This is a genomic window from Mycobacterium sp., assembly GCF_040509115.1.
In the GTDB taxonomy this organism is placed as follows: Bacteria; Actinomycetota; Actinomycetes; order Mycobacteriales; family Mycobacteriaceae; genus Mycobacterium.
This window is the reverse complement of record NZ_JBEVLO010000123.1, coordinates 1-14806: the sequence shown is the minus strand read 5'-3', so window position 1 is coordinate 14806 and position 14806 is coordinate 1. Positions and strand designations below refer to the sequence as shown.

Genomic DNA, 14806 nt, shown 5'->3' with positions numbered 1-14806 from the left:
AATGCTCCCCGTCTTCTCGCGTCAACACCGAATTAACCGAGCCATTGTTGAAGAACACCACGACACTATTGCTGCTCCGGACGCGCGACGTCCGTGGACTCCACCAGAAAGTTGTCCCGATACGCCGCCCACAGGCGTCGGCCCAGCTCACGCTGGCCTGCCGCGTTGTAATGAATCAGCTCGGACTCCGAGTTGTAGCTTTTCCTCGGTCCGGGGACGTACACCACCCGATTGCGACGTTTAGCGGTGTCCCGATGCACGGCATCGATCTCGACGTAATTCGGATGCCCTGATTCGATCTCCTCGGGCACCATTTGTCCGATCAGGAACGGCAGGTCGGCGCCATAGCGTCCGCGCAGTCCGTCGATCAACGAGTCCAGTTTGACGGTGTAGGCCGCCGACGGTGTCAGGGGCACGTCGGATTCCCCCTGGTGCCAGAGAATGGCGACCAACCGGTTCCCCGGCCGGGTACCGAGGGCGCCGTCGATCGCCCGCAGGGCACGCCGGTACAGGTTCACCCTGGTCTTGGTGTCACTCGGATCCCAGGTGTAACCATTCTTGGGCGCAAAGCACGTGTCACCGAGCGCGGCGGGCACGATCAGCACGGGGCGGCCGGTCGCCGCCGTCAGTTCTTTGGCGAACGTCGAGCCGAACCCGACGGCCTTCGACGGCGTGTCGTGGAACAGCGGGTCGGCGCCCGAGACGATCGTCCCCTTGGAACGTCCCGACGACGGCCACTGGTGCACGTCGGGATGTGGGGCGTCCAACCCGCCGCGGTCAAGACCGACGCCGGCCCCGTGCGCATTGGACTGCCCGAGAACCGCCACCACGTCATACGGTTGCGCGGCCGTCGGCACTGGCACACCGCGGCCCCTGCGCCTGGCCACCGCGAGTCGTGCGTGCAGCTCGAGCTGCTTCAACCAGGTGGCGTCACCGTCTGTGCCCATCGCCCCTCCGATCGTGTGAGTCAAGTACTACGCGTTTGGGTCATGCACTGCTGGACGGCTCGGTCGGACGTGCGCTCAAGGTCGTGCTCAAGGTAGTCCGATCCCGGCCGGGTTCATCGCGCGACCACCTTGACACCGGTGTTCTGCTGCCAGGTGATGCGACCACGCTCGAAGTCCACGGCCGCGCCGGGCTGCGACGCGGTCCCGATGTCGTACTGATCGCTGACCGGGAAGCCGATCGACGGCGTCCACGCCGCGAGGATCGCGCCGACGACCAGGTGGGTGCCGGTGGCCTCGTTGGAGAAGATTCTCCCGGTGTTGTCGACCGCGAAGTCTTGGTAGCCGTTGTTGAAGGGGCCGATGGGCACGATCTTCCACGCCCGGGCCAGCGCCGCCACCGCCGGGGGCGAGTTGAAGACGCCCTTCGCAGTCATGAAGCGGGTGCCACGCTCGAACTGCTGAGCCAACGCCGCCGCGACCGTATAGATCGGGGTCAGCGACCGGCCCAGCGTGGGATCGCGCGCGACGGAGAACTGCTCGTATTGGGCGCGAGCCGGATTCTTCGCCCGCAGTACGGCTTTCAGGTCCCGGAACGCTGGCTTGGGGGTGAAGTCCGCGGTCACCAGGCCGAATCCGGCGTGCGGGTCCCCGATTTCGGAGTCGATGTCACGGAGGCCGTAGATGAAGAAGGGTCCGCCCGCTTCCACCTCGGGCCACTGCCGCACCGAGTCGACGATCAGAGTCGACTGCATGCGCTCACCGACGACGCTGGTCGGGGCGCCGTACTCGGTGATCCAGATCGGTTTGTCGCCGTCGCCGTTGGCGGCCATCACGTCGAACATGTCCACCATCTGCTGGGTGGGTGACCCCGGGTAGAGGGCACCGCCGGCGAGGGGCGCCAAATAGTCGTAGGGGTGGTAGGACAACGCGTCGAAACTGCCTGCGACTCCGGCGGCATACATCTGCTTCAGATACTCCACGGGCACGATGACGCCCTCGCCGTGCCCCGTCGCGCCGAGCGCGCCCGCCACGACCACGGCCTTCGAATCGGCCTGTTTGATCGCCTGATAGGTCAGGCGCACCATCGAGGCATAGATCGCCGGATCGGGATCGGGTTGGAAGAACAGCCGGCCGTTCGGCTCGTTCCACACCTCGTACTGCCCCACCTGACCGGCGTAGCGCTGCGCTGCCTTGCCTGCGAACGCGGCGAACTGGCCGGGATCGGCGGGGCGGCCAGTGTGGCGGATCCGGCCTGCGGCCGCCCACGCCGGCGAGTTGGTCACGGTCGCCAGTACTTCCAAGCGTCGCCGGGTCGCGGCCTCGACGACGCGATCGGTTGGCTGCCAATTCATTTCACCCGGCGAGGGCTCGGCGAACGTCCAAGAGACGTCGAAGCGCACCATCTTGGCGCCTGCCTCGGCGGCCATGTCCATGGTCCTGGCCAGTTCGGCGTCGCTCGCCCACAGCACCGAGGAACCGAGCGCGAAGCCGACGGGCATGTCGCGCAGCCCCGGCTCGGTGGGCTTGGGTGCCAGCGCCCGGCGCCGGGCGGGCGGAGGTGGCGGAGAACAGGCGACCAAACCCGTGCCTGCGACTGCCATGCCAACCAAGAAGTTTCGCCGACCCAGCGTCGGCCAGCTTCTAGTCATCTCTTGTCATCGGAGCCTCATCGCTGGCAGTTCCACCAACCGATACGTCACCGACCCCAGGGCGATGGTGATGATCGCGACAATGGCGAAGGCGACGCTGATGCCGACGAAGTCGTCGCCCACCTTCAAGCCCGCTCGTTCGACGACGAGGAGCACCGGATAGTGCCAGAGATAGGTGGAAAGCGAGATGGTTCCGATGTGCTTGAGCGGACGCCAGTCAACGATTTTGGCGACGAGGGAGTCCTCGCCGCGGGCAAGCGGTGCCACGATCAGGATTATAAGAGCACACGATGCGAAGGCGAACACGGTGGCCAGATGCCGGGGGTTGAAGATGAACAGGGCGAACGAGCCGAACAACCCGATCATCATCACCGCGGACGCGATGGCCAATAGCCGCGCCGTGGACCAGCGCGCAAGGGCGCCGTCGGTCAGCGCCACGTAGATGACGGCTGCCACCATGCCGAACGCGAAGGTATCGGCGAGGGCCGGGAAGCTTCGGGACAGCACCGCGACCCAGTTGTCGCCCCAGTAGCCGGCCAGGATGTCGTCGGGGAAGTACGCGTGTTGCAGGATGCCCACCACGACGTTGGTGGCCACCCCGATGATCAGCAGCACCAACGCCGGCCAGAATGCCGCGAGGAAGGGCCGCCGGATCCGGCCCGACGCCGCATGCAGGCACGCGCCGATGAGGGGGAGAATCAGGTAGAAACCCCACTCCGTGGTCAGCGACCAGGCTGGGTTGATACCGGTCTGCAACGTCGAGGGAAACAGCGACTGCGTCAGCGTGAGCTGGGCCAGTAGGTCCAGCGGATCGGTGATCATCCCGGTGGCCGCGAGGCTGTCAGCCCACGACAGGTTGTACGGGTTCTCGATGTAGGCGATGCGCAGGATGAAGTTGACGATCAGGAAGATCACCAGGTACGCGGGAAAGACCCGTAGCACCCGATGCTTCAAATATGTTCTGGTAGAGGGCATCTCGCGCCGCTGACTCAGCCGCTTCACGTACGGCAGGTACAGCAGGAAGCCGGAGAGCACGAAGAAGAAGGTCAGCGCCTGACCGAGGAAGTCGATTCGGGTGGCCGCCAGCACGTTCGGCGCGAAGTGCACCGAGACGTGCACCAGGATGACGCACAGACACCCGATGCCGCGTGGCCCCTCCAGACCCGCCAGCCGCACGACCGGTTTGATCCGCTTGGGCACCTCGTCGTTCGGCGAGGGCACCCGAAGCTCACCCGGCAGGGTCGCATCGACCTCCGCGCGTGCGGAGTCGCCGTCCTCAGCCGGTTCGGCCATCGACGGCCACCTTTCGCTCGGCGAGATCGGGCCCGCGCTCGGGAAGCTCACCCACTCCCCCGTCGTCCTGACCGTCGTCGGGCTCCGCGAATATCGGATTCACCACCAGGAATGCGACGAGCACGCTGAACGCCATCGTCATCGGTGCGTGGGTGACGATCGGGAAGTCCAGCTGGAGGCCGACGAGCGCGAAACCGACGAACGCCGCCCCGAGGACGCCGACCTCCCACGGCTTCGATCGGGATCGCCGGAAGAACAGCACCGCACCCGCGATCAGGAGAGCGATGAACGCGATGCCGACGAAGATCCCGCCGCGGTAGATCGTCAGAAGCGGACTGTTGGCCACGTAGTTCGTTTCATACCCGACGACTTCGTCGGTGAACTCCCTGATGCCCCAGCCCTTGCCGAACCACCAGCTGCCCGTCATCGACTGCAGGTAGTTCACCAGGGCGTCGGCGCGATCGGCCGTGCCCTTGTCCGACGAGGAGAACGAGTTGATGATGCGGCCGTAGATCGCAGGCACCGTCATCGCCCCTGCCGCACCCACGATCGCCAGGGCGATGGTGCTCAGCTTCATCGTCGTGCTGACCTTCTGGAAGATCAGGAAGAGGAGCAGGGCGATCACCGCCGAGAAGATCGCCGACCTGCTGAGCGTGACGATCAGGGCCCCGAGGATCACCCCGCCGATGATCAGGCGTTGCCAGCCGCGGAGCATCGCGGTGGCCAGCGCCAGCCCGACGAACAGGAAGATGCCCGCCGCGTTCGGGTCCACGTAGGTGCCCGTCAATCGCACGACGGTGCTGTTCTCCAGAACGTAGAAGCGCAGGTGGGTGCCGATGGTGCCGGTGCGCCCGTAGCCGATGAACGACAGGTAGTTCATCGTCGTCCCGGCCTTGTCGAGGAAGAACACCAACAGCGCGAAGGTCGCGGCGGAGCCCACCCCGTAGATGAACGTCAGGCCGAACAGCCGGAGATCCCGGTGACTGAGACGCAACAGGGCGAACACCAAAGACGTTGCGATCAACCATTTTCCGAACTCAACCCAATGAATCTTGCCGTCGGCGGTGATGATCACCGAGATCAGCGAGGTGATCACCAGCACGCCGACGGTGATCTCCATCGGCGAGGTCCGCGTCACCGCGATCGGGTGGATCAGAACCGCGATCCACACCGCCATCGCCAGGATCAGCACGATGGGTTGCCCTGCGCCGGGCACGATGCCGAACGGGATCGCACCGAGGCAGAAGCCCATCGCGCCGTAGATGAATCGGGGGTGCAGCACCGTGGCGGCGAACCCGATCACCAGGACCACCAGACCCGTGCCCGCGGCCTGGATCAGCTTGGTCGCGCTGGTCATCATCAGCGTGGCGAGAATCGTCAACAGCAGCGCGCCGCCCACGACGGCGACCGGGATGGCGCGGCTCTGGCCGCCGACCCGGCGGCTCATCGCTTGAGCCATTCCTGGACCGCCTCTTGTGGCTTGCCCTGCTTCCAGCGCTGCGCATTCACGTCGTACAAGGCTCCCCCATCCGCGACCGCGGCCGAGCGGTCTAGCAAGTAGTGCCGACACCGATCGATGAACGCCTGCTCCTCGTCGAGCCGGTCGATTCCGAGCACCCCGCTCAGCGATCCCACGGCCGCAGAGGTGCCGACCACCGGGAGGCCGCGGCACGCCGCGTCGAGAATCTTGACCCGCACGCCACCACCGGTGCGGATGGGTGCCACCAGCGCCCGGCACGACGCGAGGAACGCCGTCAGGTCGTCGACGAAGCCGAGATCCTCCATGCCGTCGGGCAGTTCGACCGGCCGGGCCTCGGGATCGCGCGCGCCGACGACGAAGAGCCGGGCCCCGTCGATGCCTTCTGAGATTCGCGGCCACCGCCGAACCAACGTCTCGAAGGCCTCCTGGTTGGGAGCCCACCGGCGATCGCCGAGAAACACCAGCCGGCGCTCGGACTCCTCGACCGCGACGCGGTCAACCGGCGCCAGCGTGAGATCGAGCCAGTGGGCCCGCTGCACTCCCAGATCGCGAAAGAACTCGGCCTCCGGCTCGTCATAGGTTCCGACGGAGAACGCCGACCGGGCCACCCTAACCTCGTCACGGACGATGCGCCGAGCGTCCAGGTGTCCCGCCAACCCTCTTGTCGCACGCCACACCAACGCCTCTGGGACCACGGTGCTCACCGCGAGAATCGACGTCCCGCCGCTCTGCCGGGATCGACGGGACCGGAGAACACTCTCGGCCATGTAGCAGTGGTCGGCCACGAAGATGTCGCTGTCGGTGTCGTCGACGGCCTCGACGAGCTCGTCGAGATCGAATCGGGTGTGCACCAGGCTGCGTCGGCTCCGCACGCTGTCGAGCAGGAGCTGCCGGGCCCGGGGTGCCGTCTTGGGAACCCGACGGAATCCGCCCTCGGTCGACTGCGGCCACTGCGACAGGCAGATGACGCCGATGTCGTAGGACTCGCGGGCCATCTCCATCACCAGCTTGGCCATGGTGAGGTCACCGGTGGATTCGTGGCTCGGATCCTTCGACAGCACGAAGGTTGCTCTCATGGCTTCAGCGACTCCTCTTGGGACGGTTCGTCGTTGGCACCGAAGATGACGTGGCGGTACCACGCCAGCAGGGCGAGTTCGCACACCACGCACGAGATGGCGGCTCCGTAGGCGCCCATCAGATGCACGGCGGGCACGACGAAGGCCATCTTGACCACGGCGGACACCACGGTCGCCCGCACCCGCAGCGCGTCGGCGTGCTGAAGGAACAAGATCACGATGAAGATGTGGTTGATGGTCCTGGCGAACACCCACAGCGACATGATCAACGCGATGATGCCGACCTCGTTGGCACCGCCCCAGATCAGGATCCCGATGCCGATCGCCGCCATGGCCGCGCCGGTGACGAGTGCGGCCCGGATGATGTGCGCGACGGGTGGCGCCGAACTGCGATGGCCCTTCGCCTCGCGCAGCGCCTCGATGTAGGTGTTGGCGAAGTTCTGGCCGATCATCGAGATGGCCAGCGCGGTGACCAAGGCCACCGAGTAGTAGCCGGCGATCCTGTCGCCGCCGATGGCGCCGAGCACCAACAGGTCGCCCTGGGCATAGACCGCCGCGGCGAACGCCTCGGTCGACAGCAGCGAGATCTCGCGCACCCCACCGGGAACCGCGGGCTTGCGCCCTGGCACGTAGCGCAGGCAGACCAGCCAAATCAGCAGATACGGGACCACGTACAACCACGTCGCCTCGTGCAGGTTCGCATCGAAGAACACGATCGCCCCGGCCGCCAGGCCGATGCTGACCAACTGCCGGACGGCGTCGAAGCGCATGGCGATGTCCGGCCTGCTGACGCGCAGGTACTGGCTCTTGAACGTGTTGAACATCAGCTCGCCTGCGGCGACGATGATCGCGAACCCGGCGATGTACCACTCCAGGAAGCACGCGATGCCCGCGATCGCGACGACCGAGCCGAACAACACCCTGGCGCACCGCTCGCGTTCGTAGCGGTCCTGGTCGATGCGCAGCGAGCGGACGTAGAAGGCGTTGTCGATCGCCGCGTTGACGATCGCCGCCGCCGCGACGGCCATCGCGTACTGGCCGTAGTCGGCGATGCCGAGCCTGGCGATCAGCAGAGCCGTCCAGCCAAGGCCGACCACGCGGCTGCTGTAGTTCCAGAAGGAAGCTACCGCCGCGCGGAAGACATGGCTTTCGGCGAGCTTCATCAGCCGGCGCGACCCTTGCTGATCTCGACCCATGCCTCGAGGAACGGGGCCACGCAGTGGGCGACGGTCCGCTCGGCCTGCAGCTCGGCGACCTCGGCGCCGAGCCTGCGCAGGGTGTCGTCGTCGCGGACGGCTTCGTTGGCGCGCTCCGCGATGCCGTCGATGCCCTTGTCGGTGCTCAGGGCGCCGCCTTCAACGGCAGTCTCCACCAGAGCGCCGTCGAGGATGCAGATGATCGGCGTGCCGTAGGCGAACGAGCGGGTGACCGCACTGGATGCGGGAAACGCGAGGCCGTACTTGTTGTCCTTCGAGTAGGGCACGGCCAGGAAGCGGATCGAGTCGAAGAACGCGTCCTCGTCGGGTCCGTTGACCTCGCCGAGTACGGTCACCCCTGGCCGATTGGCCAGTGCCTCAGTGCCTCGGCCCGCCACCACGATCTCGATGTCGTCGTCGAGCAGCTGCCGCAGCCGGTCCAGCTGGTCGAAGCCCTTGCCCTTGTACAGGTGCCCGAAAAGGCCTATCGCCATGGGCCTTTCGGTGAGCGGCTTGGCAGGCGGGCGGGTCGGGATGAAGATCCGGGAGGCCCGCGGGTCTGAGCCCGGCTGGCGCTGCTTGAACTTCTCGGCACCGATCGAGGTGAGCGTGAAGACCGTTCGCCCCTTGGACACGCCACGCTGCACGGCATTGATGACGGGCCGCAGCGGGTAGTGCACCCCGTGGTGCAAGAGCCGGTGCCTGATCAACGTCCGCGTCTTGAACGGCCACCAGACCGGCTGCGGCGCATCGTGAATGGTGGCGGTGACGGGGATCGACCGCGGCAGGATCGAGCCCCAGAACGCGATCATGGAGCCGGCGCTCTGCTCGAAGTGGACGATGACGGGTCCGCGCTCGGCGGTCCGCTTGACCAGAGCGCGGACCTCGCGAATGCCACGTAGGACGTCGGCCGCCGACTCGTTGCCGTCGGCGTCGATCCAGAATTCGATGACCTCGCGGAAGTACGGCCGGACCTGCTCGGCGAAGTCGTGCGCGTAGTCACCGACTCCGCTGCGCCCCGGAGCGGGCGACACGTAGATCAGTCGGGTGTCCCGCAATTCGCTTGCCTGCGCGACGTCCCCCATGGAGCTGCTCATCGTCATCGCGACCACTCAGTACAGCAGCGGTCGGAAGATCGGATGGTAGTCCAGCGTGGACTCCCGCTTGCCTCGGACCTTCGCGGGGATCCCCGCCACGATGTTCATGTCCTCGACACTGTCCTTGACCATCGAACAGGCCCCGACGACGGCACCGACACCGATCGTCAGGTCCTGCAACACCGTCGACCTGCTTGCCAGCCACGCGTGATGCTTGACGTGCACGGGGCGCAGTTCGATGCCGAAGTCGTCGCTGTCGATGACGTGCTTGCCCGTGATGATCTGCACGTCCGATGCCAGCACGACGTCATCGTCGATCGTCAGCCCACCGCGGGCGTCGAGCAGCACACCGAATCCGATCGAGCAGTTGTTGCCGATCGACAACCGATTGAGCCCAAAGATGGTGGTACCCATCATGATCGACGTGTTGCGGCCGATCTTGACGCCGAAGTAGCGCAGGAACGCCTGCCGCACCACGTGCGACGGCACGTTGGTGATCAGGTAGTTGAACAGCCGCTCCCCGAACTGTTCCTTCCGGGTGGTGCTGTAGCCATCTATCACGATGCTCCTCTCTCGACGTGGGAGGCACCGTCGCGGTGCCGGGCTGCGGCGAGGTCGGACTCGACGAGAGCCGCGACCACTTCTTCGAACGTCTTGGTCGGCTGCCAGCCCAGCTCGCGCCGTGCCTTGGAGGCGTCACCGACCAGCTCCATGGAATCCGCCGGCCGCGCGAACTGGGCGTCGTACTCCACGTACCGTTCCCAGTCGTCGATCCCGGCGGCGTGAAACGCCGCCACCACGAAGTCACGTACCGAGTGGGCGACACCTGTCGCCACGACGAAGTCGTCAGGACGGTCGTGCATGGCCATCCGGATCATGCAGTCAGCGTAGTCGGGGGCCCAGCCCCAATCCCGTCGTGCGTCGAGGTTGCCGAGCGAGAGCTTGTCCTGGGTGCCAGAGGCGATCGCCGCCGCCGACGAGGTGATCTTGCGCGTCACGAAAGACGTTGGCCGTAAGGGAGATTCGTGATTGTAGAGGATCGCGTTGCTGAGGTGCAGGCCACGTGTCCGCAGGGCGGTGCCCATCATGTGCGCGAACGCCTTGGTCGCTCCGTAGGGGGACACCGGCGAGATGGGGGTGTCCTCCGACTGCGGAACCACGCCGGCCCCCGCGAAGATCTCTCCGCTGGAGGCGTTGACGAACCGGACGGTCCGCTGGCTGCGACTGCTCAGTTCGAGGGCCTCGGCCATCAGCGCCGTGGAGGCCATGGCGTTGACCTGAGCCGTCTGCACCGGGGACTTCCAGGACTCCGCCACCGAGGAGATGGCGGCCAGGTGGAACACCGCGTCGGGGGCCACGTCGGCGACCAATCGTCGACTCTCGGCAATGTCGGACAGGTCAGCGGATTCCAGCGTCACCCCTGGCAGTTCCGCCAGCTCCTTGACGTGCGGGCCTGAGACGTCCGCACCAGTCACGCCGGTCACCAACCAACCCATGGCGCTCAGCTGGCGGGTCAGCAGGGTGCCGTCCTGCCCGCCGACGCCCGTCACCAGAGCCGTCTGCCGTTTGGTCACGGCTCGTAACCGGCAACTCGCTTCGACTGGTCGTCGATGTCCCCGCGAACCATCATTCGAACGAGTTCCTCGAAGGACACCGACGGCTCCCAGCCCAACCGCTCGCGGGCCTTCGAGGCGTCGCCGATGAGCAGGTCCACCTCGGCGGGACGCATGAACCGCTCGTCGATCTTGACGTGCTTGTCCCAGTCGGCGATGCCGATCTCGGAGAAAGCCACGTCGAGGAGCTCGCGGATCGAGTGCGTCTCGCCGGTGGCGATGACGTAGTCGTCTGCGGTGTCCTGCTGGAGCATCAACCACATCGCCCGGACGTAGTCGCCTGCGAAGCCCCAGTCGCGCTTGGCGTCGAGGTTGCCAAGTCGGACCGAGTCCTGCATCCCCAGGCTGATCCTAGCCACCGCCTGCGAGATCTTGCGGGTGACGAATTCTGGCCCACGCCGGGGTGATTCGTGGTTGAAGAGAATGCCCGAGCTGGCGTGCATCCCGTAGGACTCGCGGTAGTTGATGGTCATGTAGTGCCCGAACACCTTGGCAACGCCGTAGGGCGAGCGCGGCCACAGCAGCGTGGTCTCACGCTGGGGCACGTCCTGCACCTTGCCGAACATCTCCGAGCTCGACGCCTGGTAGAACCGCACCTGGCGACCGGAGCTGTCTTGGTAGAACCGAACCGCCTCGAGCATGTTCAGCACGCCGCCGCCGGTGACGTCACTGGTGAGCCGGGCGTTCTGCCAGGAGTACGCCACGAAGGAGATGGCGCCCAGGTTGTAGACCTCGTCGGGCTCGGCCTCGGCGACCGCACGCATCACACTGGACAGATCAAGCAGGTTGCCGCTGAGGATCTCGACGTACGGGCACAGCTGTTCGAGCAACTTGCGCTTCGGGTTGTTCTGACCACTGACGAGCCCGAATACCCGGTATCCCTTACCGTGGAGGAGCTCGGACAGGTACAGACCGTCCTGACCGGTAATTCCAGTAATCAGTGCGGTCGGCAAAGCGTTCCCCTTTAATTCGAGCCTGGTGGATCAGCTGTCGCCCGCGCCTCAGCGGGCACAGACTTCCACGGTCCGTTTGCGGGCAGCAACAAAAATGAACATTGTCATCGCCCCGTGGCGAAGATTACTGTCGGCGGATCGATTATGTCTGGCGTTAAACCCGAGTCGCAAGTTGTCGCAAGTTGTCGTGAGTGTTGACCCCAGCTATCGTTTGCCTGTCGTGAGTTTGTCGCATCGAAAGGGAAGTCTTGGACATCCTTGGCTACTTGAGAATCTGGCGGCAACGCTGGAAGGTCGTTTTTGCTGCGGTGTTGCTGGGAATAGTCTGCGCCGCAGGGGTGTCCGCACTGACCCAGCCCCAATACGTGGCGTCTACGCAGCTATTCGTCACCACGACCGGTGGGGCGTCGGTCGTGGAGGCCTACCAGGGCAATCTGTTCGGCAAAGAGCGAGTACTGAGCTACGCGCAACTCGCCTCGGGCAAGCAAGTGGCCCAGCGGGCCGTCGACCAGCTCCAGATCGCGATGACGGCCGACCAGCTGATGAGCGAAGTGACCGCGGAGCCGGTCCCCGACACGGTGTTGCTGGACATCTCGGTCAGCAATCCGAATCCGGCCATGGCCGCCGACCTCGCGAACGCCGTCGCGCTTCAGACCACCCAGCTCGTCGAGGAGCTCGAGACGTCCGCACGCGGTGGTTCGCCGGCAGCTACCGCGACCCTGGTCGATGACGCTCAGGTCCCCGATTCGGCCTCGGTGCCCAATTGGACGCGAAACCTGCTGGTCGGAGCGTTGGCGGGCCTGCTGATCGGCTTGGTCGCAGCGATCGCACGCGACAAGCTCGACCGTTCGGTGCGGTCCTCCGACGAGGCAGCCGGCGCCGCGGGCGCACCCTTCATCGGGTCGATTCCCGGCCCGGGTCGTGGCAAGTCCCAGGGCATCCCGTTCGGGGCGGACCAGAACGCAACCACAGAGGCCTTCCGCGTCCTGCGGACCAACGTGCTGTCCTCCGACGGCGGACGCACCAGCGGCGCCTTCGTCGTGGCTGGTCCGACGTCCGGCGCGGGCGCCAGCACGCTCAGCCTCGGCCTGGCCGCCGCCGTCGCCGAGTCCGGCAGGTCCGTGGTCGTCGTCGACGGCGACCTGCGCAACCGGGGCGTCAGCAAGCGCATCGACATGGACGACGCCGCAGGCCTCGGCGAGGCGCTCACGGGGTCGGCGCGGGTAAGCGAACTCGTGCTCGACACTGACGTACGAGGATTGCACGTCCTGCCGGCGGGCAGCGCCTCCGACCAGTCCACCAAATTGTTGGGCGGCGACGCGATGGTGAGGATCATCAAGGAACTGGCCAGCAATTTCGATTTGGTGTTGATCGACGGCAGTCCCCTTCTCGCATTTAGCGACAGCGTCGTTCTGGCCAATGCGACCGATGGCGTGTTGGTGGTTGCCCAGGCGAATTCGACCACCACGGCCGATATCGCCGCCGCAGCCGAAAAGGTGACGACTGCGGGTTCGCAAGTTCTTGGCGTGGCCCTCACCGGCGCGAGATGAACCATGTCGGCTAGCCGCTCGAAGGCATGGCGTTGGGTGTGCATGGCGCTCGCCATCATGGTGGCTGCGCCAGGGTGCATGTCGCCGCCGCCGGAGCTACCCCACGCTCAGCTGGAGGTCAACACGACCCTGCCCGAGCACCCCGTCCCGCCGCCCGAGAAGGCGCCAGGATTTCCGCAGCTCGGCGGGGTCGAACCGGGTTCCCTGATCGATTCGTCTCCCTTCGATCTCATCGATCCGCGCATCACGATCTCCGGCGCCACCGCGTACCGCATCAAGTACATGTCGACGTCCGCCATCAACGGTGAGCCGGTCGAGGTGGGTGGAGTGGTCCTGTTCCCCGGCGGGCGGGCGCCCGACAACGGCTGGGAAGTCATTGCGTTCAACCACGGCAATACCGGTATCGACAAGGACTGCGGGCCCTCGCTGTACGACGACCTGCTGAATCAGTGGCTGCCCATCTCGGTGCTGCTGCTGCACGGCTACGTCGTGGTCGCGTCCGACTACGAGGGGCTCAGCGGCACCCCAGCGCACGCGTTCCTGAATGCGGCCGCGTTGGGGCGCAACGTCATCGATGGGGTGCGGGCGACCCGACACATCCGGCCCGACGTGGGGAAGCGCTGGGCCGCGTTCGGCGGCTCACTGGGCGGCCTGGCCACCTGGGCGGCCAACGAGCAGGCGTCGACCTACGGCACCGACCTGGACCTGGTTGGGGCTGCCGCATGGGTGCCGGTGGTGGACGTCTCCGGCCTGCCCGCGAAGGCGATGGCGGGCACGATGACGCACGACCAGCTGCATCTCTACTTCTTGGCGATCATGGGTCTCAAGCGGACCACTCAGCCCGACATGGACCTCCAGAGATTCATGCGCGGCACCATCTACGACAACCGCGACATCCTCATGGTCTGCAATGGTCCCGGCGTGATCGACGCGCTCGAGGTGCTGCGTACCGCCAATCCGGACGACCTCAAGCCGGTCGACCAGGCCGCCGAGGAGGAGATGACGGGGTGGCTCAAGGAACTCGCCGTCCCGAAGCAGCCGATGGCGGCGCCCATGCTCGTGCTGTACGGCTCGGTCGACCAACTCGTCGACCAGGCCTGGGTGGAACAGGCCATTGCCGAGGGATGCGGCATGGGCGACGACATTCAATGGCTGCTGCGGGTCGGCGAGGGTCACGGCGACATCGACGCCGCCATGGCATTCCCGTGGATACGCGAGAGATTCGACAATCAAGCACCGCAAAATCGCTGTTTGACTCCTCCGGTCCCGTAGCGGCGGGTCGAGAAAAGTTTGCTTAGAGTTACGTTGACGACCCGCGTGAAACCGTCGATCCACAATTCGGCGGGTTTTGCTCGGGCGTCGGCTAATTCGGCTTCGCCCATTGGCGAAATCGAAATACGGGCCAATGACGTCTGGTCCGCCGGAGATCCACCACCGCGGAGCACGCGTCGCTCCGTCAGCAGGTTTGCTGGGCGGCTCGTCGGCGGGTGTGGGTCGGTGGCGGGGTGTGGTTGCTCTTATGCTGGCGCGGGATGATGCATGGGTTGGTTTGTGTGGGGTTGAGTCGTTGAGTCGGAGCGGGATTGAGGCAGGGATCAGGGAGGTGTCGGTGACGAAGGTGGCGCGGGCGTTGTGCGCTGCTGTGCTGACCGTGGTGATGGTGAGCTGTTCGAACGGGGCGGCCAAGGTCGCCCAGATCGCCCCCACCCCGATCGCCACCGCCGACTACTCCGGAACCGGACCAGGCTCACTGATCGAAGCCATGTCCATGCCCAACATCGACCGCAAGATCCGCGCCCTGGGCGCCAAGGCCGTCCGGGTGGTCTACCGCTCCACCTCCGGAATCGACGACACCCCCACCGAAGTGTCCGCAGCGGTGTTCATCCCCACCGGCACCGCACCCCCCGGCGGCTGGCCCGTCATCGCCTACGCCCACGGCACCAGCGGCATCA

The 14806-nt window shown here is 66.0% G+C and carries 12 protein-coding genes and 1 pseudogene; 3 read left to right on the top strand and 10 right to left on the bottom strand.

Annotated elements, in window-relative coordinates:
- Positions 1-65: 65 nt before the first annotated feature.
- The 10 genes from ABW137_RS09475 to ABW137_RS09430 all read right to left on the bottom strand — a co-directional run bounded on the left by ABW137_RS09475 (position 66) and on the right by ABW137_RS09430 (position 11304).
- Positions 66-947: a sialate O-acetylesterase gene (locus ABW137_RS09475; RefSeq protein WP_526399195.1), complete on the bottom strand. Its 882-nt coding sequence runs from the start codon at positions 945-947 to the stop codon at positions 66-68.
- Between the two features lie 113 nt (positions 948-1060).
- Positions 1061-2596 carry a cellulase family glycosylhydrolase gene (locus tag ABW137_RS09470; RefSeq protein ID WP_526399193.1) on the bottom strand — a complete coding sequence of 512 codons (1536 nt, stop codon included), beginning with the start codon at positions 2594-2596 and terminating at the stop codon, positions 1061-1063.
- Positions 2597-2602: 6 nt separating this feature from the next.
- Complete coding sequence (locus ABW137_RS09465; RefSeq protein ID WP_526399191.1) at positions 2603-3889, bottom strand: acyltransferase family protein; 1287 nt, start codon at positions 3887-3889, stop codon at positions 2603-2605.
- A complete protein-coding gene (locus ABW137_RS09460; protein ID WP_526399189.1) occupies positions 3873-5348 on the bottom strand; it encodes an O-antigen ligase family protein in 1476 nt (491 codons plus the stop codon). Before ABW137_RS09460 ends, ABW137_RS09465 begins: the two co-directional genes overlap by 17 nt.
- The gene (locus tag ABW137_RS09455; protein ID WP_526399187.1) at positions 5333-6445 is read right to left on the bottom strand and encodes a glycosyltransferase; all 1113 of its coding nucleotides are present in this window, start codon (positions 6443-6445) and stop codon (positions 5333-5335) included. The genes ABW137_RS09460 and ABW137_RS09455 overlap by 16 nt, the downstream gene beginning before the upstream one ends.
- Complete coding sequence (locus ABW137_RS09450) at positions 6442-7608, bottom strand: lipopolysaccharide biosynthesis protein (protein WP_526399185.1); 1167 nt, start codon at positions 7606-7608, stop codon at positions 6442-6444. Before ABW137_RS09450 ends, ABW137_RS09455 begins: the two co-directional genes overlap by 4 nt.
- On the bottom strand, positions 7608-8738 hold the full coding sequence (locus tag ABW137_RS09445; RefSeq protein WP_526399183.1) for a glycosyltransferase family protein: 1131 nt from the start codon (positions 8736-8738) through the stop codon (positions 7608-7610). The genes ABW137_RS09450 and ABW137_RS09445 overlap by 1 nt, the downstream gene beginning before the upstream one ends.
- A gap of 15 nt (positions 8739-8753) precedes the next feature.
- Positions 8754-9299 (bottom strand): acyltransferase, encoded by a 546-nt coding sequence (locus tag ABW137_RS09440; protein ID WP_526399181.1) that lies wholly within the window; start codon positions 9297-9299, stop codon positions 8754-8756.
- A complete protein-coding gene (locus ABW137_RS09435; protein WP_526399179.1) occupies positions 9296-10312 on the bottom strand; it encodes a GDP-mannose 4,6-dehydratase in 1017 nt (338 codons plus the stop codon). The genes ABW137_RS09440 and ABW137_RS09435 overlap by 4 nt, the downstream gene beginning before the upstream one ends.
- Positions 10309-11304 (bottom strand): GDP-mannose 4,6-dehydratase, encoded by a 996-nt coding sequence (locus ABW137_RS09430; RefSeq protein ID WP_526399177.1) that lies wholly within the window; start codon positions 11302-11304, stop codon positions 10309-10311. The genes ABW137_RS09435 and ABW137_RS09430 overlap by 4 nt, the downstream gene beginning before the upstream one ends.
- Before the next feature lie 248 nt (positions 11305-11552).
- Between ABW137_RS09430 and ABW137_RS09425 the strand changes: the two genes are divergently transcribed.
- From ABW137_RS09425 to ABW137_RS09415, 3 genes and pseudogenes are all read left to right on the top strand, one after another.
- Positions 11553-12854: a tyrosine-protein kinase domain-containing protein gene (locus ABW137_RS09425; protein WP_526399175.1), complete on the top strand. Its 1302-nt coding sequence runs from the start codon at positions 11553-11555 to the stop codon at positions 12852-12854.
- Between the two features lie 42 nt (positions 12855-12896).
- A complete protein-coding gene (locus ABW137_RS09420) occupies positions 12897-14126 on the top strand; it encodes a lipase family protein (protein ID WP_526399173.1) in 1230 nt (409 codons plus the stop codon).
- Positions 14127-14463: 337 nt separating this feature from the next.
- Positions 14464-14806, top strand: a pseudogene (locus ABW137_RS09415) (alpha/beta hydrolase); the annotation flags it as partial.

Excerpts from the sequence above, each read along its gene's own strand:
- ABW137_RS09475 (WP_526399195.1), bottom strand. The coding sequence starts at position 947 with ATGGGCACAGACGGTGACGCCACCTGGTTGAAGCAGCTCGAGCTGCAC.
- ABW137_RS09470 (WP_526399193.1), bottom strand. The coding sequence starts at position 2,596 with ATGACTAGAAGCTGGCCGACGCTGGGTCGGCGAAACTTCTTGGTTGGC.
- ABW137_RS09465 (WP_526399191.1), bottom strand. The coding sequence starts at position 3,889 with ATGGCCGAACCGGCTGAGGACGGCGACTCCGCACGCGCGGAGGTCGAT.
- ABW137_RS09460 (WP_526399189.1), bottom strand. The coding sequence starts at position 5,348 with ATGGCTCAAGCGATGAGCCGCCGGGTCGGCGGCCAGAGCCGCGCCATC.
- ABW137_RS09455 (WP_526399187.1), bottom strand. The coding sequence starts at position 6,445 with ATGAGAGCAACCTTCGTGCTGTCGAAGGATCCGAGCCACGAATCCACC.
- ABW137_RS09450 (WP_526399185.1), bottom strand. The coding sequence starts at position 7,608 with ATGAAGCTCGCCGAAAGCCATGTCTTCCGCGCGGCGGTAGCTTCCTTC.
- ABW137_RS09445 (WP_526399183.1), bottom strand. The coding sequence starts at position 8,738 with ATGAGCAGCTCCATGGGGGACGTCGCGCAGGCAAGCGAATTGCGGGAC.
- ABW137_RS09420 (WP_526399173.1), top strand. The coding sequence starts at position 12,897 with ATGGCGCTCGCCATCATGGTGGCTGCGCCAGGGTGCATGTCGCCGCCG.